Annotated in this window: 20 protein-coding genes and 1 pseudogene; 17 read left to right on the top strand and 4 right to left on the bottom strand. The window is 58.2% G+C overall.

Annotated elements, in window-relative coordinates; genetic code table 11:
- Positions 1 to 26 precede the first annotated feature (26 nt).
- The 11 genes from glmS to U1140_RS02585 all read left to right on the top strand — a co-directional run bounded on the left by glmS (position 27) and on the right by U1140_RS02585 (position 10,714).
- Positions 27 to 1,904 carry a glutamine--fructose-6-phosphate transaminase (isomerizing) gene (glmS, locus tag U1140_RS02635; RefSeq protein WP_369845931.1) on the top strand — a complete coding sequence of 626 codons (1,878 nt, stop codon included), beginning with the start codon at positions 27 to 29 and terminating at the stop codon, positions 1,902 to 1,904.
- Positions 1,905 to 1,930: 26 nt separating this feature from the next.
- Positions 1,931 to 3,043 (top strand): alanine racemase, encoded by a 1,113-nt coding sequence (alr, locus tag U1140_RS02630; protein WP_369845930.1) that lies wholly within the window; start codon positions 1,931 to 1,933, stop codon positions 3,041 to 3,043.
- A gap of 32 nt (positions 3,044 to 3,075) precedes the next feature.
- Complete coding sequence (gene tsaE, locus U1140_RS02625) at positions 3,076 to 3,597, top strand: tRNA (adenosine(37)-N6)-threonylcarbamoyltransferase complex ATPase subunit type 1 TsaE (RefSeq protein WP_369845929.1); 522 nt, start codon at positions 3,076 to 3,078, stop codon at positions 3,595 to 3,597.
- A 102-nt stretch (positions 3,598 to 3,699) separates the two neighbouring features.
- Complete coding sequence (locus U1140_RS02620; RefSeq protein WP_369845928.1) at positions 3,700 to 4,170, top strand: hypothetical protein; 471 nt, start codon at positions 3,700 to 3,702, stop codon at positions 4,168 to 4,170.
- Between the two features lie 2 nt (positions 4,171 to 4,172).
- Complete coding sequence (gene tsaB, locus U1140_RS02615) at positions 4,173 to 5,048, top strand: tRNA (adenosine(37)-N6)-threonylcarbamoyltransferase complex dimerization subunit type 1 TsaB (protein ID WP_369845927.1); 876 nt, start codon at positions 4,173 to 4,175, stop codon at positions 5,046 to 5,048.
- Positions 5,045 to 5,647 carry a GNAT family N-acetyltransferase gene (locus U1140_RS02610; protein ID WP_369845926.1) on the top strand — a complete coding sequence of 201 codons (603 nt, stop codon included), beginning with the start codon at positions 5,045 to 5,047 and terminating at the stop codon, positions 5,645 to 5,647. Before tsaB ends, U1140_RS02610 begins: the two co-directional genes overlap by 4 nt.
- A complete protein-coding gene (tsaD, locus tag U1140_RS02605; protein ID WP_369845925.1) occupies positions 5,644 to 6,699 on the top strand; it encodes a tRNA (adenosine(37)-N6)-threonylcarbamoyltransferase complex transferase subunit TsaD in 1,056 nt (351 codons plus the stop codon). The genes U1140_RS02610 and tsaD overlap by 4 nt, the downstream gene beginning before the upstream one ends.
- Positions 6,700 to 6,932: 233 nt before the next feature.
- Complete coding sequence (gene groES / locus U1140_RS02600; protein ID WP_306515692.1) at positions 6,933 to 7,232, top strand: co-chaperone GroES; 300 nt, start codon at positions 6,933 to 6,935, stop codon at positions 7,230 to 7,232.
- A gap of 16 nt (positions 7,233 to 7,248) precedes the next feature.
- Positions 7,249 to 8,868, top strand: a complete 1,620-nt coding sequence (gene groL, locus U1140_RS02595) for a chaperonin GroEL (protein WP_369845924.1) — start codon at positions 7,249 to 7,251, stop codon at positions 8,866 to 8,868.
- 302 nt (positions 8,869 to 9,170) lie between these two features.
- The gene (locus U1140_RS02590; protein ID WP_369845923.1) at positions 9,171 to 9,740 is read left to right on the top strand and encodes a sigma-70 family RNA polymerase sigma factor; all 570 of its coding nucleotides are present in this window, start codon (positions 9,171 to 9,173) and stop codon (positions 9,738 to 9,740) included.
- A gap of 2 nt (positions 9,741 to 9,742) precedes the next feature.
- Positions 9,743 to 10,714: a hypothetical protein gene (locus U1140_RS02585; RefSeq protein WP_369845922.1), complete on the top strand. Its 972-nt coding sequence runs from the start codon at positions 9,743 to 9,745 to the stop codon at positions 10,712 to 10,714.
- A gap of 35 nt (positions 10,715 to 10,749) precedes the next feature.
- Here U1140_RS02585 and U1140_RS02580 read toward each other — a convergent pair whose 3' ends face one another.
- A complete protein-coding gene (locus U1140_RS02580) occupies positions 10,750 to 11,160 on the bottom strand; it encodes a DUF5319 domain-containing protein (RefSeq protein ID WP_369845921.1) in 411 nt (136 codons plus the stop codon).
- A gap of 87 nt (positions 11,161 to 11,247) precedes the next feature.
- Between U1140_RS02580 and guaB the strand changes: the two genes are divergently transcribed.
- The gene (gene guaB / locus U1140_RS02575) at positions 11,248 to 12,765 is read left to right on the top strand and encodes an IMP dehydrogenase (RefSeq protein WP_369845920.1); all 1,518 of its coding nucleotides are present in this window, start codon (positions 11,248 to 11,250) and stop codon (positions 12,763 to 12,765) included.
- Positions 12,766 to 12,826: 61 nt separating this feature from the next.
- Entirely contained in the window at positions 12,827 to 13,948 is a 1,122-nt protein-coding gene (locus U1140_RS02570) for a GuaB3 family IMP dehydrogenase-related protein (protein ID WP_369845919.1), read from the top strand.
- On the opposite strand, the gene U1140_RS02565 is transcribed toward U1140_RS02570, so the two are convergent.
- Entirely contained in the window at positions 13,945 to 14,370 is a 426-nt protein-coding gene (locus tag U1140_RS02565) for an EamA family transporter (protein WP_369845918.1), read from the bottom strand. The two genes, U1140_RS02570 and U1140_RS02565, sit on opposite strands and share 4 nt — an antisense overlap.
- 257 nt (positions 14,371 to 14,627) lie before the next feature.
- Between U1140_RS02565 and guaA the strand changes: the two genes are divergently transcribed.
- From guaA to U1140_RS02550, 3 genes are all read left to right on the top strand, one after another.
- Positions 14,628 to 16,202, top strand: coding sequence for a glutamine-hydrolyzing GMP synthase (gene guaA, locus U1140_RS02560; RefSeq protein WP_369845917.1), 1,575 nt, complete (start codon positions 14,628 to 14,630; stop codon positions 16,200 to 16,202).
- Positions 16,203 to 16,344: 142 nt separating this feature from the next.
- Positions 16,345 to 17,187, top strand: coding sequence for a flagellar biosynthesis anti-sigma factor FlgM (locus tag U1140_RS02555; protein WP_369845916.1), 843 nt, complete (start codon positions 16,345 to 16,347; stop codon positions 17,185 to 17,187).
- The gene (locus tag U1140_RS02550) at positions 17,188 to 18,876 is read left to right on the top strand and encodes a Y-family DNA polymerase (protein ID WP_369845915.1); all 1,689 of its coding nucleotides are present in this window, start codon (positions 17,188 to 17,190) and stop codon (positions 18,874 to 18,876) included.
- A gap of 22 nt (positions 18,877 to 18,898) precedes the next feature.
- On the opposite strand, the gene U1140_RS02545 is transcribed toward U1140_RS02550, so the two are convergent.
- Positions 18,899 to 19,714, bottom strand: a complete 816-nt coding sequence (locus tag U1140_RS02545; protein WP_369845914.1) for an AMIN-like domain-containing (lipo)protein — start codon at positions 19,712 to 19,714, stop codon at positions 18,899 to 18,901.
- A 114-nt stretch (positions 19,715 to 19,828) separates the two neighbouring features.
- Here U1140_RS02545 and U1140_RS02540 point away from each other — a divergent pair, with 114 nt between their 5' ends.
- Positions 19,829 to 20,764, top strand: coding sequence for a sucrase ferredoxin (locus U1140_RS02540; RefSeq protein ID WP_369845913.1), 936 nt, complete (start codon positions 19,829 to 19,831; stop codon positions 20,762 to 20,764).
- 56 nt (positions 20,765 to 20,820) lie between these two features.
- Here U1140_RS02540 and U1140_RS02535 read toward each other — a convergent pair.
- A pseudogene (locus U1140_RS02535) lies at positions 20,821 to 21,325 on the bottom strand (hypothetical protein); the annotation flags it as partial.

The raw sequence follows: 21,325 nt of genomic DNA, 5'->3' as shown, positions 1-21,325 counted from the left end.
TTGCTCAATAATGTAGTATCCAGCTCATGTGTGGAATCGTTGGATATGTGGGACACCCCGGCGCTGACCGTGACTTTTATGCTCTTGACGTGGTGATGGAGGGCCTATCCCGGCTGGAATACCGCGGCTATGATTCCGCAGGTGTTGCGGTGTATGCCGACGGCGACATCGCGTGGCGCAAAAAAGCCGGTAAAGTTGCTTCGCTGCAAGCTGAACTGCAAAAACGTCCACTGCCGGATTCGGTGCTGGGTATTGGCCACACGCGGTGGGCAACCCACGGTGGCCCAAGCGATGTTAATGCCCACCCGCATGTCGTCGGCAATGGCAAAGTGGCTGTCGTCCACAACGGCATCATTGAGAACTTTGCCGAAATTAAACGCGAGCTCAAGGATAAGGGCTACAATTTCGTCTCCGATACCGACACCGAAGTTGCTGGCACCTTGCTCGCCGACGTTTTCGCCAATGATCCGCAAGTTGGTGGTGACCTCGCCACCGCAATGCGCCTGACTGCGAGCCGCTTCGAGGGTGCTTTTACCTTGCTGGCTATGCACGTCGACCAGCCAGACCGTATCGTCGCTGCCCGCCGCGATTCACCGCTGCTGATCGGTCGCGGTGACGGCGAAAACTTCCTCGGCTCGGATGTCTCGGGCTTTATTGATTACTCCAAAGACGCCGTGATCATCGATAATGACCAGGTCGTGACGGTTACTGCCGACGAGATCACGATTACTGATTACGAAGGCAACCCCGTCGAGCCGCGTGAATTCAAGGTTGAATGGGATGCAGAATCTGCCGAAAAGGGCGGGTACGCGTCATTTATGGACAAAGAAATCCATGACCAACCCGCCGCAGTGCGCGATACCTTGATGGGGCGATTCGACGAAAATGGTCACCTGTCGCTTGACGAGGTGCGTATCGACGAAGCGATTTTGAAATCCGTCGACAAGATCATCGTGATTGCCTGCGGCACCGCGGCCTACGCTGGCCATGTCGCTCGCTACGCTATCGAGCACTGGTGCCGAATCCCCACCGAAGTCGAGCTCGCGCATGAATTCCGCTACCGTGACCCCATCGTGAACGAAAAAACCCTGGTGGTCGCGCTGTCGCAGTCGGGTGAGACGATGGACACACTCATGGCCGTCCGCCACGCTCGCCAGCAGGGGGCGAAAGTTATCGCGATTTCCAATACTCGTGGCTCGTCGATCCCGCGCGAATCCGACGCCGCGCTTTACACCCATGCCGGCCCGGAAATCGCGGTGGCATCGACCAAGGCATTCCTCGCTAAGATCGCCGCGACCTATTTGTTCGGTCTCTACCTCGCACAGCTGCGTGGCAACATGTTCTCCGATGAGGTTCATTCGGTGCTCGCAGAACTGCGCCAGATGCCGGAAAAGATCCAGCACGTCATCGACAGTGAAGACGACATCAAAACCATCGCGGAAAAGATGCAGGATGCTCGTACCGTGCTGTTTTTGGGCCGCCACGTCGGTTTCCCCGTTGCGCTGGAAGGTGCACTGAAGCTTAAAGAGATCGCTTATTTGCATTCGGAGGGCTTCGCCGCTGGTGAGCTCAAGCATGGTCCGATCGCCTTGGTGGAAGAAGGCCAGCCGGTATTCGTCATTGTGCCGTCCCCGCGTGGGCGCGACGTGCTGCACTCTAAGGTGGTCTCGAATATCCAAGAGATCCGTGCGCGTGGTGCGGTGACCATCGTCATTGCTGAAGAAGGCGACACCGCCGTGGAGGATTACGCCAACCACATCATCCGCATCCCGCAGTCGCCAACACTGATGCAGCCGCTGCTGGCGACGGTTCCGCTGCAGATTTTTGCCTGCGCAGTTGCCGAAGCGAAAGGCTACGACGTTGACCAGCCGCGTAACCTAGCGAAATCCGTGACCGTCGAATAAACCGTCGAATTAGCGAGGCTAAAAGCATGAATATGCTGCGCACCCGCATCGATCTAGATGCCATCGCCCACAACGTCCGCGTTCTCAAGAAAGCGGCGGGGGATGCGCAGCTGATGTGCGTTGTGAAGGCGGATGCGTATGGTCACGGTGCGAGCAGGGTGACCGCGGTGATGGCGGAGGCAGGCGCTGATCTGTTTGGCGTGGCTACGATCGCTGAGGCGCGTCACCTGCGCGCAGTTGGTGTTGAGTTGCCGGTTATGGCGTGGTTGTGGGATGCTGCGGGAATCGGTGCTGCCGACGAGATCGCGGAAGCGCTGGCAGACGATATCCAATTGGTGGCGCCGTCATTGCAGCATCTGCAGGCGCTTGTCGACGTCGACATCCCCGCGACGATCACCTTGAAAGTCGAAACCGGGATGCACCGCGGTGGAATCGAGCCGGAAATGTGGCAGCGAGCTTTTGCCCTGGCGAAATCGGCTCCGCATCTGACTGTCCGCGGGCTCATGTCGCACCTGGCTTGTGCAGACGAACCCGAGCATCCGGCCAACGACGCGCAGATTCAGCAATTTCGCGACGCGATCGCACAAGCGAAAGAGGCCGGCTTGGAGGTTCCGGTCAACCACATCGCGAACTCCGCGGGCACGTTAGAACAGCCGGACTCACATTTCGACCAAGTGCGCACGGGAATTGCCTGTTATGGGTTAGAGCCCGCGGCTGGCTATGCGCATGATCTGCGCCCGGCTATGACATGGGCAGCGACCGTGCTGGCGGTCAAACCTATCCAAGCTGGTGAGGCTACCTCATATGGGCTGACGTGGACGGCCCAGGAGGATGGCTATCTTGCGGTGATTCCGTGCGGCTATGCCGACGGTCTGCCGCGCAGCGCGCAGGGGCTTGTGCAGGTTGGAATTTCGGGTAAACGCTACCCACAGGTTGGCAGGGTGTGTATGGATCAGATCTTGGTGGATCTGGGGGAGAACGCATTTGGCGTCCAAGCTGGCGATGAAGCCATTTTGTTCGGTGAACGTGGCATGTCGGCGACAGAATTTGCGGACGCAACTGGAACCATCAATTATGAGATTGTCACCAGCCCTAGTGGGCGGACTGTGCGCGAATACGAAGGGGGAGTTGCACTGTGAGTTGTGCTGAGAAATCTACGGAGAAATCTACTGTGACTTCCGTTGGTGCACCCGATTTTGCCTCCTCTGGACGTCGCGAGCTTGCCACGGCCGAAGCCACTCGCGAGTTTGGAGCGCAGCTGGGCGCGATTTTGCGTGCCGGAGATGTCGTTATTCTCTCTGGCGCATTAGGCGCTGGCAAGACCACGCTCACTCAAGGCCTTGCGAAAGGCATGGACGTGCGCGGCAGGGTGACCAGCCCAACGTTTACTATCGCCCGAGTTCACCGTGCCCGCGAGTCTGCGCAACCAGATTTGGTGCATGTCGACGCCTACCGTTTACTTGGCGATACCGCCGCGCCGGAACACGCACCTGCCGACCCCTGGGGTGAGCTGGATGCGCTGGATCTTGATACCGACCTGGAAACGTCCGTCGTCGTCGCGGAATGGGGTGCGGGCCTGGTGGAAGCACTGACGCAACGCTATTTGCTCGTCGAGTTGGACCGCGAGAGCGCCGTTGCTGCAGATCCGGACTCCCACGCGCGCATCGTTACCTGGGCTTGGGTGGAAAACTAACGACGGCAAACCCCGTTCGTGAACTGTTCGGTGACGCGCTATCCTGGGAACCAGACTGCACTTCAGACTCCCATGTCTGTTTTTATTTTTTAAGGAGCTTGTATGCCGAAAAACGGCGGCGCCATTATCGGTACTGTGGTCGCACTGTTCTGTCTCGCCTTGGCGACGATGGTTGGTGCAGCTGCACTGGCGAAAGACGATTCCGCCCCGAAGGAATCGTTCGCCGGAACCTTGCACAAGATTGATAACCAGGGCTTGTCGACGACCGGTATTTCGCCTGCGGACTTGTTCGGCGAAGAATGGGTCGCCGGTACTTTCGTGTGCCCGGGTGTCAATGAGCAGCAACTGGCTGCCAATGGTTTGAACCCGGCTGAATTCAACCTGGTGGAAGGTGAGATCGACAAGCACGATAACTACCTGCTTCTGGTGCAAGAATCTGGTGATTATCACGTCGAAAAGATGTCGATCCACAACGTCAACCTGTGCACAATTCCGTTGCAGGGGCCATTTAACACCCAGGCGATTATCCACCTGGAAAAAGATGACGAAGGCACCTGGAACTTCATCGGATAAATATGTCCACTAGTGCTCACGGGCCGGTTTTGGCCCTTGATACTTCAACGCCCAGTTTGGTTACCGGCTTGGTTACTGGCCTGGTTATTGGCCGAGTAATCGGTGCGGATGCGGATTCTGTGGCAACGGCTCAAAGCCTACACACAGCCCGGGCCGTAGAGAATACGGTGGACAATACCCGCGCGCATAACGAATTGCTGATGCCGAAAATTATGGAGTTGCTCGACTCCACTGGCACGCAGATGAATGAGCTTGCTGCGATCGTTGTTGGTTGCGGTCCGGGGCCATTCAGTGGGTTACGCGTCGGAATGGCGACAGCGTCTGGTCTCGGTCACGCTCTGGGCATCAAGGTGTATGGGGTGTGTTCGCATGATGCGATTGCCTGGCGCGCCCTTAATGAGCCCCTTAATGAGCACAGCGGCGCAACAAACAACGGTGCGCCTGGTGTGCTTGTCGACGGCACTGCTGGGCACGATGGCGGACTATTGGTGGCCACGGATGCGCGTCGTCGGGAAACCTATTGGGCGCGTTATGGTGCCGTCGGCGACGTGCTGGACGAGGCCAAAGGCACTCCAGGTGCAGGGCGGGGAATACCGCGGCGCACCGCCGGACCGGAGGTTGGCCCCGCAGAAGAATTGCTCGCAGGCGCCTCCCGTGTGGTGGCACACCCCACCATCGCTGCGCGAATGCCGGAGAAACTGCGCGCCCGTGCAGAAGCTGAAACCATCCCCGCGGTGCCGAGTGCACGGGGGCTGGTAGCGGTAGCTGATTTTGCTGCAGAACCGCAGCCGTTGACGCCGTTGTATCTGCGCCGTCCGGATGCCAAAGAACCCGCAGCCAAACCTGTCTCTGCAGCGCTGCGCTGGGCGGATCGATGACGGCCGAATTTCCCCAGCGCGAGCAACGGCAATTGCATCTGCGCGAACTTGGTCCTGCTGATGCTACTCGCTGCGCGCAACTAGAACGCGTGCTGTTCGCGGACGAGGGCCCGTGGCCAGAACACGCTTTCCTCGCAGAATTTGCTGCTCCGAATACTTTTTATCTCGGTGTTGAAGAAGTGTTCACAACTGAAGCAGCAAAGCCTCCGGCGCGGATACTACTTGGCTATGCCGGGTTGGCGCAGCTGGGTCCGGCAGAAGACCCAGAATTTGAAATTCACACCATTGGGGTAGATCCACGTGCACAACGACGCGGTATCGCGCGCATGTTGATGGATAATTTTTGCTTCGTTGCAGACCGCACCAATGCACCGATCTTCCTGGAGGTGCGCACCGATAATGAGCCAGCTATCACCATGTACCGCACCTATGGGTTTAGCACTATCGGTACGCGCAAAAAATACTATGCCGGTGGCGGAGATGCCTACACGATGCAGAGACTGCCGCAACCCAGCGCTGAAGCTAACGGCAGCGAAGAAGCTAACGACAGTGAGCAAGCAGTCGATAACGACGGAAATGCCGAAAGGACTACACCATGATCATCCTCGGAATCGAATCCTCGTGTGATGAGACCGGCGTCGGCATTGTTCGCTTGCATACTCCCGAACCAGGAACTAACCCGCAGCAACCACGCATCGACGTGCTGGCGAATGTCGTGGCAAGTTCGATGGAACAGCACGCGCGGTTTGGTGGTGTGGTCCCAGAGATTGCCTCACGTGCCCATCTCGAAGCACTGCCGCAGGTGATGCAGCAGGCGTTGGACGATGCTGGAATCGAAAAGCCGGATGCCGTTGCCGCCACGATCGGCCCGGGCTTGGCAGGCGCGCTGCTGGTCGGGGTGGCTGGTGCAAAAGCCTATGCCGCGGGCTGGGGTGTTCCGTTTTACGGGGTTAACCACCTCGCTGGTCACGTCGCGGTGGCCAATCTGGAAGGCGAGCCGTTGCCGCATGCGGTGGCCCTGTTGGTCTCTGGTGGCCACACCTCGTTGTTGGAGGTCGATGACGCCAACCACCGCTACCGGGAGCTGGGCGCCACGCTTGACGACGCAGCGGGGGAAGCCTACGACAAGGTGTCACGTTTGCTGGGATTGGGTTACCCGGGCGGGCCGCTGATCGACAAGCTGGCCCGGCAAGGGCAGGTGACTGTGGATTTCCCTCGTGGACTCTCGCGCGCGGAAGATTTGCGCGGGGAGCACCGTTACGATTTCTCTTTTTCTGGCGTGAAAACCTCGGTCGCGCGATTCGTGGAAAAGGCGGAACGGGATGGCGAATCGATCAATGCAGAAGATCTGTGTGCGTCATTCCAGGAAGCCGTCTGCGATGTGTTGACAAAAAAGGCAGTGATGGCCTGCCAGGATACTGGGGCGACGACGTTGCTGTTGGGCGGGGGAGTCGCGGCAAATTCGCGGCTGCGTGCGTTAGCTCAGCGGCGCTGTGATTCCGTCGGCATCACGCTGCGGGTGCCACGCTTTGAATACTGCACGGATAACGGGCTGATGATTGCGGCTGCGGGCGCGCAACAGATTGCGCATGGGCAACAACCTGCAAGCTGGGACGTGGCGACGGATCCGTCGTTGGAATTGGGGTCCTAATACGCGCGTGCCGCATCTTCGAGATTGTTCAGCCTGCGCCCAGAACTTGCTAGCATGACGCTCAAGATAGTTGTCACTTAGCACTTGGATAGGTAGAGTGCTAATAGGTTGTTTGACCCACAGTTGTTCACCCGCGACGACGGCTGTGCTGGACATCCACAACCGGCACATAACAGCTTCGCGTGCTGGTCAGAATGGTGATCGCACGCATTGGACCTGATTTCACGAAAGGAATCATCGTGGCAAACATCAAACCGCTCGAAGACAAAGTTCTTGTGCAGATCAAAGAAGCAGAAACCACCACGGCATCCGGCCTGGTTATCCCAGATTCTGCTAAGGAAAAGCCACAAGAAGCCACCGTCATCGCTGTCGGCCCAGGCCGCACCGACGACAAGGGTGAGCGCGTCAAGCCAGATGTGAACGAAGGCGACACCGTCATCTTCTCTAAGTTCGGCGGCACTGAGCTGAAGTACGAAGGCCAGGAATACCTGCTGCTTTCGGCTCGTGACCTGCTGGCAGTTATCGAAAAGTAAGGAGGAGTAAGCCGCTATGGCAAAACTCATTGCTTTTGATCAACAGGCGCGTGAGCATCTGCAGGCCGGCGTCGACACGCTCGCCGATACCGTCAAGGTCACCCTCGGCCCACGTGGTCGCAACGTGGTGCTGGACAAAGCATTTGGCGGCCCGCTGGTCACCAACGACGGCGTGACCATCGCGCGTGACATCGACCTGTCCGAGCCTTTCGAAAACCTTGGTGCGCAGTTGGTGAAATCCGTTGCGGTGAAAACCAATGACGTCGCCGGTGACGGTACCACCACCGCGACGCTGCTGGCCCAAGCGCTGATCTTTGAAGGCCTGCGTAACGTTGCTTCTGGCGCGAATCCGGTAGAGCTCAACCGCGGAATCGCTGCGGCGGCCGAAAAGACCGTTGAAGAGCTCAAAGCACGGGCGACGCAGGTCAATTCCAGCGCAGAAATCGCTCAGGTCGCCACGGTCTCCTCGCGCGATAGCGAGGTCGGCGAGATGGTCGCCGGTGCAATGGACAAGGTCGGCAAAGACGGTGTGGTCACCGTCGAAGAATCGCAATCCATGGATTCTTCCGTCGAGGTCACCGAAGGTGTTGCCTTCGACAAGGGCTTCTTGTCGCCGTATTTCGTCACCGATCAAGAAACCCAGCAGGCCGTGTTGGACGATCCATACGTGCTGCTGGTGCGCAACAAGATTTCCTCGTTGCCAGATTTCTTGCCGTTGCTGGAAAAGATCGCTGAGGCCGGCAAGCCAGTCCTGATCGTCGCTGAAGACATCGAGGGCGAAGCCCTGCAGGCACTGGTGGTCAACGCGATCCGCAAGACGCTGAAGGTGGCTGCCGTGAAGGCTCCGTACTTCGGTGATCGTCGTAAAGCGTTCATGGATGATCTGGCAGTCGTGACTGATGCAACCGTCGTGGATCCAGAAATCGGCGTCAACCTCAACGAGGCTGGCCTGGAAGTGCTGGGCTCCGCGCGTCGTATCACCGTCGAGAAGGACGAGACCGTGCTCGTCGACGGCGCCGGTTCCGACGCAGCGTTGGAAGAGCGTCGCGAAAAGATTCGCCGCGAGATCGAGGCCACCGATTCCACCTGGGACAAAGAAAAGGCCGAAGAACGGCTGGCGAAACTGTCCGGTGGCGTGGCTGTCATCCGCATTGGTGCCGCTACCGAAACGGAAGTCAACGAGCGCAAGCTGCGGGTAGAAGACGCCATCAACGCCGCCCGCGCGGCTGTGGAAGAAGGTGTCATCGCTGGTGGCGGTTCCGCGCTGGTACAGATTGCTGAAACGTTGAAATCTTATGCCCAGGAATTCGATGGCGAAGCCCGCGTGGGTGTGGAATCTGTCGCTCGCGCGCTGACCAAACCGGCATTCTGGATTGCCCACAATGCCGGTGAGGATGGCGCTGTGGTCGTCTCCCGCATCGCAGAGATGGCCAACGGTGAAGGCTTCAACGCCGCCAACCTGGAATATGGCAACCTCATTGAAAACGGCATCATCGACCCAGTGAAGGTCGCGCACTCGGCTGTGGTTAATGCTTCCTCAGTCGCCCGCATGGTGCTGACTACTGAGGCCTCGGTCGTCGACAAGCCAGCGGAATCTGAGGATTCCGAGGGCGGCCACGGCCACCACCATCACTAACCACTAGCTTTGGCAGTGCTGGCTCTGACAGTGTCGACTCTGACGGTGTTGACTCTGGCTGTGTCGGCTCTGACGGTGTCGGAGTACGACAGCTAGCTGCCTAATCAACTGCAAAAGCCATCCCAGACGAAACCTGGGGTGGCTTTTTGTGTGTGAGGCCCTAATGTGAACTAGATAACAGTGCCAACAAAATATGGGGCGAGCCGAGAAACGAATAAGCCTAGCTGAATTCCCCAGGCGTGTGCCTCCGGCGATAAGATAGACCGGAGAAAATGACGCGAAGTCAACGAAAGATGTGGGACGTGAGCGATTCTGACGACGAACTCGCACGGTATGTTCCCCAAGCAATAGATGGGGATCGCCGTGCCATGCAGCATGTCATGCGGATTATTCATCCGCAGGTGCTGCGCTATTGTCGCGCCCGCATTGGTGGCGGGAAAACCCCGACGGCCGAAGACGTCGCCCAGGAGGTATGCCTTGCGGTAGCGACGTCGATGCACAAATTCGTTGATCGCGGTCGGCCTTTCATGGCTTTTGTCTACGGCATCGCATTCAATAAAGTCGCCGATGCTCATCGCTTCATGGGCAAAGACCGGTTGCACCCTGCAGAAGAGATGCCGGAAGAACCAGACAGGCTTCCCACCCCAGAAGATGCTGCGTTAGAATCGGATGGTTGTAACACAGTTCGCGAGATCCTCGATACGTTAAATGACAAGGCACGGGACATCATCATTATGCGTGTATTCGTGGGGCTGACTGCAGAAGAAACAGCACAAGCACTGGGTAGCACCCCCGGTGCGGTTCGAGTGGCACAACATCGTGCGCTAGCGCAATTGCGTGCGCGTATAGATGAAGAGAATTCAAGGGAGTGAATGTGAACCGACAGGACTGGGAGAATGACGATTTCTTCCTGGATCAGTTGTCGCAGGGAATTGACCCCTCGCAGGGGCACGATCCTGTGGCGGCAGCACTGTTGGGTTTGCGCGCCGAGATTGAATCCGACATCCCGGCCGCCCCTGAGCTTTCCGACGCTCCAGCGGGCGATGCCACGGGCGCATCCGATAACGTGGTTGTGCTGAACTCTGTTCGCCGCCAACCCTCTCGCCGTCGATCCTTTGGTCACGGGCGGGGCAATGAGCCTGCGAAACATCGAGCCGGTACTGGTTCTGGTTTTGGAGCTTCTCGACGCTTCGGCTGGGGTAGTGCCCTGGTGGGTGCAGCCGCGGCCACGGCGCTGTTTGCCGTCGGCAGCCTGAGTGTTTATCACGCCACCCCGAATTCCCCACTCTGGGGCGTGCACGAGTCACTGTTTGACGATGAAGAAGCAACCCGCGTCGAGCTCGCCACTACCCTGGAGCAATTGGAAGACAGCGCTCACCGCGGTGACGAAGAAACCACCCGGCAGTTGATCGCTGAAGCCCGCACCTTGCTGGATAATCTGCAGGAGAGCAAAGAAGCCAAGCAAAATAAAGAGAACAAATCCTCGAAGCCGCGGGCGACGGTGACACGGGTGCGCCCACAGCCGGAAGAAGATCGCGCACCCGAGACCGTTACGGAAACTAAAGAAGTCACCGTCACGAAGACCGAATCGCCAATGCCGCAGGCTCCGCAAATAGCACCGGATGCCGACCAAGAACCTGCCCCACGTCCGTCGGCAAGTCGTCAGCCGTCGGCGAGCCAGCAGCCAGGGCAATCAGGCGCCGATGGTGCGGGCCAGCTGCCGTCGCAGGTACAGCCGCAGCCACAGGTACCGGGGCAAGGAGAACAAGGTCAAAGCGCAGCAGATAACAACGACGCCCCGGTGGGTCGGGAAAACCGGACCAACAACCAGGGCGCCGAAAATTAGAGCTCCGAAAACTAGAACACGTCGGCTAGTTCACATTAATTCAGACGCCGACGGTTTAAGCCGTCGTAGAAGCCCACGGCGTATTCCCACGGGACATACTTATCCATGTCTGGCTGTGCTGAAGGCTCGTGCACGGGCGCGAGTTCGCCATTAAGCGTCGAGCGCATGTTCGCGGCCATGATGTCCCAGTCGTAATAGTGCTGCTCTTCGCAGTCTTCGCAGATGAAAAATATGCCGTCGATGCCGAAAGGCGGCAGCATGCTCGCCATGCCGCGGACCATGCGGAGGTCCTTTTCCAACATCATGCGTTCTTCGTCGGAAAGCTCCGGCATGGGCTCGTCAGCATCGAGGAACGACGCCGGATCGTTGGGATCATCGGCGAAGGGATCGCGGGGCATATTCGAATCAAAGTCCACATAGCACACACTATTGTCAAAACCATTCATATTCAATTCCCCCGGCTACCCGTTTTGCATGTGAGCAACTACGATGAAAGCCACGAAGCTGCAAGCTGGAAAAGGAGAATCTTGGGAATGACTGACCAACGCGTACACACTGGTGGCGATGACCCAGCCAAGGTCGCGCTTTATGGCCTGACATTCGATGACGTGTTGCTGCTACCTGCAGAATCCAACGTTGTTCCTTCTGAGGTTGACGTGTCCTCGCGGTTCAGCCGCAACATCAATTTGGGCCTGCCGGTGGCATCGGCTGCCATGGATACTGTGACTGAGGCTCGCATGGCCATCGCCATGGCTCGCCAAGGTGGCATTGGCGTCCTGCACCGCAATCTGTCCATCGAAGAGCAGGCTCAGCAGGTCGAGATTGTGAAGCGCTCGGAATCCGGCATGGTCACCGACCCAGTGACCGCTCGCCCGGACATGACGATTACCGACGTGGATGATCTCTGCGCGCGTTTCCGCATTTCCGGCCTGCCGGTCGTCGACGGCGAAGGCCACTTGGTGGGTATTTGCACCAACCGTGACATGCGTTTCGAGGCAGACCCGAACCGCTTGGTCCAAGACGTGATGACGCCGACGCCGCTGGTGGTTGCAAAAGAAGGCGTGAGCAAGCAGGAAGCGCTGAGCCTGCTGAGCGAAAACAAAGTGGAAAAACTTCCGATCGTCACCGATGACAACAAGCTCGTCGGGCTGATCACGGTCAAAGATTTCGTGAAAACCGAGCAATTCCCGCACGCTTCCAAGGATAAAGAAGGCCGCCTGCTGGTCGCTGCAGGTATCGGCACCGGTGAGGAGTCCTTCCAACGCGCTGAAGCCCTGGTTAAAGCGGGTGTGGACGTGCTAGTCGTCGACTCGGCCCACGCGCACAACAACCGGGTTCTCGAGATGGTCTCGCAAGTAAAAAAGACTTTCCCGCAGGTCGACGTCGTTGGCGGCAACTTGGCCACTCGTGAAGCCGCGCAAGCGATGATCGACGCCGGTGCTGATGGCATCAAGGTGGGTATCGGGCCAGGTTCGATTTGTACGACGCGTGTGGTCGCCGGCGTGGGCGCCCCACAGATCACCGCGATTTTGGAAGCCGCTGCAGTCGCAGGCCCGGCGGGGGTTCCCGTCATTGCCGACGGCGGCATGCAATACTCCGGCGATATCGCGAAAGCCCTGGCGGCAGGCGCAGACTGCGTGATGTTGGGCTCCATGCTTGCTGGAACTAAGGAATCTCCTGGCGATGTCGTCGTCGTCGGCGGTAAGCAGTACAAGCGCTACCGCGGCATGGGATCGATGGGGGCGATGCAAGGTCGCGGCCTGACGGGCGAGAAGCGTTCGTATTCCAAGGACCGCTACTTCCAGGCCGATGTGCGCAGCGAGGACAAACTGGTGCCAGAAGGTGTCGAAGGCAAGGTTCCATACCGCGGCGAAATTGATGCGATCACCCACCAGATCATTGGTGGTCTGCGCGCATCGATGGGCTATACCGGTTCTGCTTCGATCCCGGAGCTGAAAACCAAGCGTTTTGTACAGATCACTGCGGCTGGCCTGGCGGAATCGCACCCGCACCACTTGCAGCAGACCATGGAAGCTCCGAACTACCGCTAGGGCAATGACAGCTAGAGCAACGACAGCTAGAGCAACTACCGCTAAAGGAAGGTAATTTTTCGTGCGCGAATATGCAGAGATCGGTATCGGCCGCGAGGCGCGTCGTACCTACGAGCTCGCGGATATTTCGATTATCCCGACTCGTCGCACCCGCTCGTCGAAAGACGTCGATACCACCTGGAGCATCGACGCCTACAACTTCGATATCCCGGTGTGCTCGCACGCTTCCGATGCTTTGGCGAGCCCGGAGTTCATCATTGAGATGGGTAAACAGGGCGGCCTGGGCATCATTAACGCTGAGGGCTTGTGGGGGCGTGTCGACGACCTCGCAGGCCAGCTCAAGGCTGTCACTGAGGCGGCGAATCCGACGGAGTACTTGCAGAAACTGCACGCACTCCCGCTGAACGAGGAGCTGCTGGCCAGCCGTATCGCGCAAGTTCGAGAATCTGGCGTGACCGTCGCCGTGCGCGTCTCGCCGCAGCGCGCTCGCAAATTGGCGCCGACGGTGATTGCCGCGGGAACCGAGATCCTGGTTATCCAGGGCACACTGATTTCTGCCGAGCACGTTTCTGCCGACGGTGAGCCACTGAACCTGAAAGAATTTATCGGTTCTCTGGAAGTTCCTGTTATTGCTGGTGGAGCAGTGGATTACACCACCGCGTTGCACTTGATGCGCACGGGCGCGGCTGGCGTGATTGTCGGTGGTGGCGTGAACACCAATGATGTTTCGTTGGGCATCAACGTGCCGAAAGCCACCGCGATTGCTGATATCGCTGCCGCGCGCCGGGACTACCTGGATGAAACCGGTGGGCGTTACGTGCACATTCTTGCCGACGGCTTGCTGCTCAGTGCTGGCGATATGGCCAAGACTATTGCTTGTGGTGCCGATGCCGTCGTCCTGGGTCCCTTGTTGGCACAAGCACAGGAAGCCGCCGCTGATGGCTGGTTCTGGCCTTCGGTGGCTGGGCACCCGAGCTTCCCACGCGGTTTTGTGGAATATACTCGCGATGATGCGCTTGCCGAAGGCAGCGATGCGAGCTTTAGCCTAAAAGAGGTGCTGCATGGTCCGGCCTCGGACCCATTTGGCCGACAGAATCTTGTCGGTGGTTTGCGTCGTGCGATGGCAAAATGCGGCTATACCGACCTGAAGTCCTTCCAGAAGGTGGATCTGGCTGTGCGCTAGTCTGCACCGCCCACGCTGCCAGCCTCATCGAGGTTGACAGCGGACCGCTCTTTGCCTGTCGAAATGGTTTGCAGTACGGATGCCGCAATCACCACCGTGATAGCCAGCAGTTTCAAGGTACTAATGTGTTGCGCTAACAGAAGCCAACCAAAGAATGCGGCGAAAACGGGCTCGAGCGCGATCAGGATGGAAAAGGCGTTGGGCGCTAGCCCACGTAGGGCAATCAATTCGAGCGAATACGGCACCAGCGAACCCAGAATTCCGGTTCCTACAGCGAACCACAGGGTTTCGGTGGAACTGGCCAGGTTGCACGCGCCGCGTGCTCCGGCGGTCCCATTCGCGAATGCGAGGCCGCGAAAACAATAGCAAGATTGTACCGGCGACGAGCAGCCGTACCGCTGTGGTTCCCCAGGTGCCGCCATCGTCGAATAGATGGATGGCTAGTGCTGCACCGACCTGCAAAGAAATACACGAGCCGATGATGCACAGGACAGAAATGGGGTTTGCCGAACCCGTCATGGGCATGATTATTCCGCGTGCCTAAATCTCTCGTCTAGTCGGTGAACACCAGTCGGGGCGCTGCTAACCAGCAACCAGGCGCGGGGTGCAGACAAGCTTTAACAAGCTTGCGCATAAGCGCGCGTGTCGTCTGACTAGCTGGTGGGTTAAACTATGGGGCGTGACTGATGCAGCAACTCCACGTCCTGTCCTTGTCGTCGACTTTGGTGCGCAATATGCGCAGCTGATCGCGCGTCGTGTGCGCGAGGCGCAGATGTATTCCGAGGTCATCGCCCATGATGCCCCGATTGAACAGTTCCGGGAGAAAAACCCGGCCGCGCTGGTGCTCACCGGTGGCCCGAGCTCTGTGTATGCCGATGGTGCGCCGTCGTTGCAGCCTGAATTGCTGGAGCTGGGCGTTCCAGTATTCGGTATTTGCTACGGCTTCCAGGCGATGACGCACGCGTTGGGCGGCACCGTCGCCCAGACCGGTAAGCGCGAATATGGTCGCACCGATCTGACGCTTGCCGACGGTTGCGGCGTGTTGCACGAAGGTTTGGCGGATACGCACAAGGTGTGGATGTCGCACGGCGACTCTGTCTCGCAGGCACCGGAAGGCTTTGAGGTCACCGCAACTTCGGACGGCGCACCGGTGGCGGCATTTGAGTGTTTGGAAAAGAAGATGGCTGGCGTGCAGTATCACCCTGAGGTTTTGCACAGCCCTCACGGCCAGCAGGTGCTGGAACGCTTCTTGACGCAGGTTGCGGGATTGCAGCCGACGTGGACTCCAGGCGCTATTGCCGAGTCCCTGGTAGCAGATGTCCGGGCCCAGATCGGGGAAGGCCGCGCGATTTGTGGTCTGTCCGGTGGCGTGGACTCCGCGGTGGCCGCTGCACTGGTGCAGCGCGCGATTGGCGACCGGTTAACTTGTGTTTTCGTTGATCACGGTTTGCTGCGTTCCGGTGAGCGCGAGCAGGTGGAAAAGGACTTCGTCGCCGCGACGGGCGCCCGTTTGGTGACGGTCGATGAGCGTGAGGCATTCTTGCAGAAATTGGCTGGGGTGACCGATCCGGAGGCCAAGCGTAAGGCGATTGGTGCGGAGTTTATCCGTTCCTTCGAGCGCGCCGTGGCTGGCGTGTTGGATGATGCACCAGAAGGTGCCTCCGTGGACTTCTTGGTGCAGGGCACGCTGTACCCGGATGTGGTGGAATCCGGTGGGGGATCGGGTACTGCGAATATTAAATCGCACCACAACGTCGGTGGTTTGCCGGATGATGTGGAATTTGAACTCGTTGAGCCGCTGCGTCTGCTATTCAAAGATGAAGTCCGCGCCGTGGGTCGTGAACTGGGCTTGCCGGATGAGATTGTTTCGCGCCAGCCGTTCCCGGGCCCTGGTTTGGGTATCCGCATCATTGGCGAGGTTACCGCGGATCGCTTGGAAACCTTGCGTGCTGCCGACCTGATTGCCCGCGAAGAGCTGACGGCTGCCGGCATGGATGCCGAGATTTGGCAGTGCCCAGTGGTTTTGCTTGCCGACGTGCGCTCTGTCGGCGTGCAGGGCGATGGCCGTACCTACGGCCACCCGATTGTGCTGCGCCCGGTGTCCTCGGAAGATGCAATGACCGCCGATTGGACGCGCGTGCCATATGAGGTGCTGGAGACGATCTCCACGCGTATCACCAATGAGGTTGCGGAGGTCAACCGAGTGGTCGTCGACGTGACTTCCAAGCCACCAGGAACTATCGAATGGGAATAATCGCCAGAATCTAGTGCCTAGCGCAGCCCCGCTACACCAACTGTAGGTGTAGCGGGGCTGTTTTGCGTGCGGGGGATTGTTTATCAGCCTCAAGTGTTCGAACATGGTTGCTAGTTTAGAAAACCTGTGCCATACTGTCGCTATGATTCAAACAGGTATTCGTGCGCAGGAAGGGCAAAAGCGGCAAGAATCTGTAGCTGTTCTTGCCGACGTGCGTGCGGAGCGTGTGGCGGCATTGCGGAATAAAATTGCTGGTTTAGAGTCCGCAGCAAACTTAACTCCTGTTCAACAAAAACCGCGCCTGCTCAGCAATGATTCCGTTCCTGAAGGAAATGAATCTTCTGTAGGCCCATACCGTGTGGTGGAATTGTCCGGTCAGCTCGCTGGCGTTATTCCCGCCGGTGGGTTGCCGAAAAGCTCTGTGTCTCATTGTAATGATTGCCCTGCACTCGTCGCTGAACTTATCGCACAAATTAGCGCACAGGGAAAAACAGTCGCTATTGTGAACTGGTCAGAACTTTCCTTGGCGCAGGTCGCGGAAAGCGGGGATCTCTCAAAAATCATCACGGTTCCCAACCCGGGCAAAGAGTGGATAACGGTGCTCGGCGTGCTGGCAGAAGGTGTAGATGTGTTGATTTATCGCAGCCCTCGTACCCATACTTTGAGCCCTACGCAAGCACGCCCGCTACTGGCGAAAGTCCGCAAGGGTAGGGCGGCTGTGCTCACCGTTGGTGCACAAGTGCCCTCACCTGCGTTGACAATTAATGCTCAGGTGACTGGTTTTTCTGGCATCGGTTGTGGTACTGGGCGCATCAGAAATGCAGAAATTGCGGTCAGCTCCTACAGCAAAACCCACCGGAATGGGCCTGTCATGCTCACGTGTGGTGCGCGCTCCAGCGCCGTACCTAATACCGCCGGACCTGGCGTCGCAGTACCAGTCAGCGCAGTACCTGGCAGCGCCGAGCCACTACAGGCGGTGCAGTAAATGACTGCCACGGTTCCGTCTCGCATTCAGCCGGCAGCAGAGCGAAGCATTCGGTCTGCAGTAGAGAGACAACAGCATTCCCGCAGGGTAGATAACCGCATTGCCGTGTTGTGGTTTCCAGACTGGCCAGTGCAAGCCGCATTGCTGGAAGAAACCCGCCAGGCCATGAGCGCAGAAAGCCCGGCTATCGCATTGGCCAGCAACTATCGCATCACAGCGTGCTGCGATAAAGCCCGCGGTCATGGGGTGCGCCGTGGCATGAAACTGCGCGCAGCCCAAGCATTGTGCCCATCCATGGTGGTGCGTGATACCGACCCGCAACGTGACGGCCGCCTGTTTAGCGCCATTGTCGAGGAACTGGAGGATGTCTCTGCATCTCTTGAGGTGCTACGCCCTGGGATGGTTGCGCTGAACCTGACTGCCGCCACGCGTTTCTACGGCAGTGAACACGCTGCCTTGGAACATTTCATTGATGCTGCTGCACACGAGGGAATCGATGCCACCGCTGGGGCTGCCGACGAGCTACCCACTGCCATCATTGCTGCCCGGCACCGTGTACTTGGATCAGTTGTCCAGCCCTGTGCGTCCGCTGCATTCTTGCGGCAGCAACCATTGTCTGTGCTGCTCGCAGAACCCGCGCTGGGCTGTCAGAAAGACACCGTGGAAACCCTTGCTGGTCTGGGTATTTCCACCTTGGGGGAGCTTACTGAACTACCTACCACTGCGATTAGCACTCGCTTCGGCAGCGCGGGCCTGCACTGCCACCGCATCGCTAGCGCGCAACAGCAACGCAAAGTCGCTCCCGATGCAGCAGAGCTGGACCTGTCGGCTACCATCGCACCGGAAGAGCCCATCACGCGTGTTGATGAAGCCGCCTTTATTGCGCGCATGCTCGCCGACCAGGTGCACCAGCAACTGGCCGCACAGGGACTGAATTGTGTGCGCATCAAAATTGCGGCAGAAACTGACGACGGAACGACGATTTCTCAAGTCTGGCGCACCACCACGGCACTGACAGAACACGCCACCGCCGAACGGGTGCGCTGGCAACTCGATGGATGGCTTTCCAGCGGTGGGGCCGGGGCGATCGTGGAATTATCCCTGATTCCACTGGAAACCCAAACTCCGACAACCACCGGCTCCATCATTGAAGCCGATACTGCCGTGGAAGAAGAAACCACTACCACCGTGGTCTCCCGGCTGCAGTCCATATTTGGCTTTGATGCGGTGCAACAACCACACGCTGCTGGTGGCCGGGGAGTCGCCGAGCGTGTGCGCTTTCTGCCCTACGGGCAAGCCCCAGAAAATACCCCAGAACACGATAAACACACCACCGGCGTGATCGGCTCCATCCCTACACCATTGCCGACACGGCTTGGCGGCGGGCTAGAACATCCAGCTAGCTGGGTGCGTTTAGTCGATGAGTACGGCACTGAGGTGTTTGTCACTGTAGAAGCCGTGCTCAGCGCAGATCCCGTCGGTATGGCTTGGGGCAATAAGAGATTCCGTGTGCTTGGCTGGTCTGCGCCCTGGCCCGTGGATACCGGGTGGTGGGACAGTGAGACGGAAGCAGAGGAGCAGCGACTCGCGCGGATGCAGCTCGTCGGCAAGAGCCCTGGTGATAAGTACCCGAAAGCTTGGTTGTTGGTGTGGTGGCGCCGCAGCTGGCGCATCGAGGCTATGTACTGAGGCTATGTATTAAGGCTGTGTATTAGTGCAAAATATCGATGACCAGCCGCGTCGGCCCGCGCAAAACTTGCACAGAAAAGGGTTGTTTCATGTCCAGCGCCAAGAAATACTGCGAACGGCCATCATGCATGCCACCAGGGATGAAATCCTTAATAACACCCAGCTCTTGCTCTGATTCACTAGCCGAATCGTTGGCTTTGTCGATGAGTTTGTCCAAATCTGGGCCGGAAAGCTTCTTGTCAATGGTCTCTGGCCGCACCGTGCCGTCGATATTGATATTCAGTGCAACGAGATGATCAATCTCTACAGGCCTGCCTGAGCCCTGGTGGAAAGGCTGCTCGGTATACGAGACATACCAGCCCGGCATCCCATTACCTGCCATCTCAAACACGATGCGGTCGAAGCCATCATGGCCAGCCATGCGAATATCGGTGATAGCAAGCTCAGCAGGGGCTTCTACACGTTCTGTCTTTGGCGCACCATCGGCATCACCCAGAGCCGTCAATCCCGCGGGTGCAGAATGCTCGGGCTGAGGTGACGCCGGAGTTTGTGGCGGCTGGGAAGGGGCAGTCGAGACCGAACTAGCCGTGGAATCTGCATTCCGCGGATCATGTGCACCCGCCAAATGCGTATCTGGGTTACGCAGATCATAAGCAGCTGAATTTGCACTGTCCCTCACGCCTGCAGCCGCTGCATCCGTATTGGTAGGAGAAGAATACCCAGCGTGGGTGTCCCCAGCAGCGCCAGAACCAGAATCCGTGTTCGCGCACGCACCCAGCAGCAAGCTACTTACCACCACGATGGCAAGGCTTGTTTTGCGCTGCTGAAAGGAAAACATAACCAACACCGTAGCCGTTTCCGCACGTCGGTTCCAAGGTAACGGTGGTAGAAAAACAAAGAGATAAAAAGACTCAACCAAGTCGTTACACAATTGTGTTCTAGGCTAGATGGCATGACTGAGTCGCAGAAAACTGCATCGCAATCCCAAGCCCCACGTTGTTCCGATGTACAGGTAGAACCCATGCCGGGTACAGCCAAACGCGACCGTATGTATGTCATTTTTGAATGGCCCGCCGGCTGGAGTCACGATGTGCTCGACGGCGATACCTTCGGTGTGCAGCTTTCCGCGCAAATCAAAGCGCACCTGGGTTCTGGTGTGGGGTTTCAACTTATCCGTAAACCCGGCCGCGCCGGGCACCAGATGCCGCAACGCCATCGTGCATACCTGGTGTATCCGGAGCAAGCCTATGCAGAACTGCTCTATCTCGACGGGCCGGAAGATATTCTGCAGTTGGATCTGACAGGACCCGGCAATAATCAGCAGTTCGGAGCCCGCCCCAGCCACGATCCGCTGGTGCTGGTGTGCACCCATGCCAAGCGGGATGTCTGTTGCGCGGTGAAAGGCCGCCCACTGGCTGCGCATTTAGATCAGCAATCGCCGAACCCTGACGTGGTTTGGGAAACTTCACACACCAAAGGCCACCGTTTCGCCCCAGCGATGTTGTTACTGCCTTGGGGGTATAGCTTCGGTCGAATGAATGAACACGCAGGCGAGCAGTTGGTCGCTAGCGCTCTAGAAGGGAAGTATTTTCATCCCGCCAACCGGGGCCGCGGGCTGTACGACGAGCCCAGCCAGGCCGCAGAGGTCGCCGTCGCTGGCCAGCTAATCGGGGCAGGAGAAACACTGTATTACCAGGATCTTGTCTCTGCGCAGCAGGTAGAAACTCTTGACGACGACGCTGCCGTGGTGGAAGTCTGCCACCGTGATGGACGAGCGTGGCACGTGACGCTGGCCCAAGAGCTTTTCGACGGCGTTGTGGCTTCCTGCGGGAAAAACCCTGCGACGAAGCCGGGCTGGGTAGTTACTGGTATGACGATGTCTTCTTGATGACTGTCATCTTGATGACTTTTACGGGCACAGGTTCCACGGTTATTTCCTGCCGGTTATTTCACTTCTTTTCCGAATGTGGTTGCGATTTTCCGTGCGGTTTCTTTGGCGAAGGGGCCGACTCCAGTGATCGTTGCTGACCCGGGGCCAGTCCAGTCACCGTAACCGACTAAGTGTAGATCGGCATATTTTGGAGTCGTGCCATTGAGCAGATGCCTAATCGGGTTCAGCGCGGGTCGGAAACCGGTGCACCAGATCAGATGTTCGGCGCTGACTTCATCGAGAGAGTCAAACATTGGCGTTGCCTGCAACCGCCCGGAATCACGAGCCTCGCGCACTTTCGGCAGGGCGACGATGTCGCCCAGGTTGCTATCAGCCCCAGGGTCTTCGTCGCCACGTTGCAGGGCTAGGGTTCGTTTTCTATTGCGGCGAAATGAAGTGTCCCAGGTTTTGTTCCGTTTGAGTAGATGGGAAAATCTGGAACATGCCCAAAAAATTTGACCAGGATGCAAAGGACCGCGTGGTCCGTCTCGTGGAAGACCGCATCTTGGCGGAAAATAT

The sequence above is a fragment of the Corynebacterium drakensteinense genome, from assembly GCF_041224285.1.
GTDB lineage: Bacteria > Actinomycetota > Actinomycetes > Mycobacteriales > Mycobacteriaceae > Corynebacterium.
Note: the sequence above shows the minus strand (reverse complement) of the source record. Positions and strands in the feature narration are given on the sequence as shown.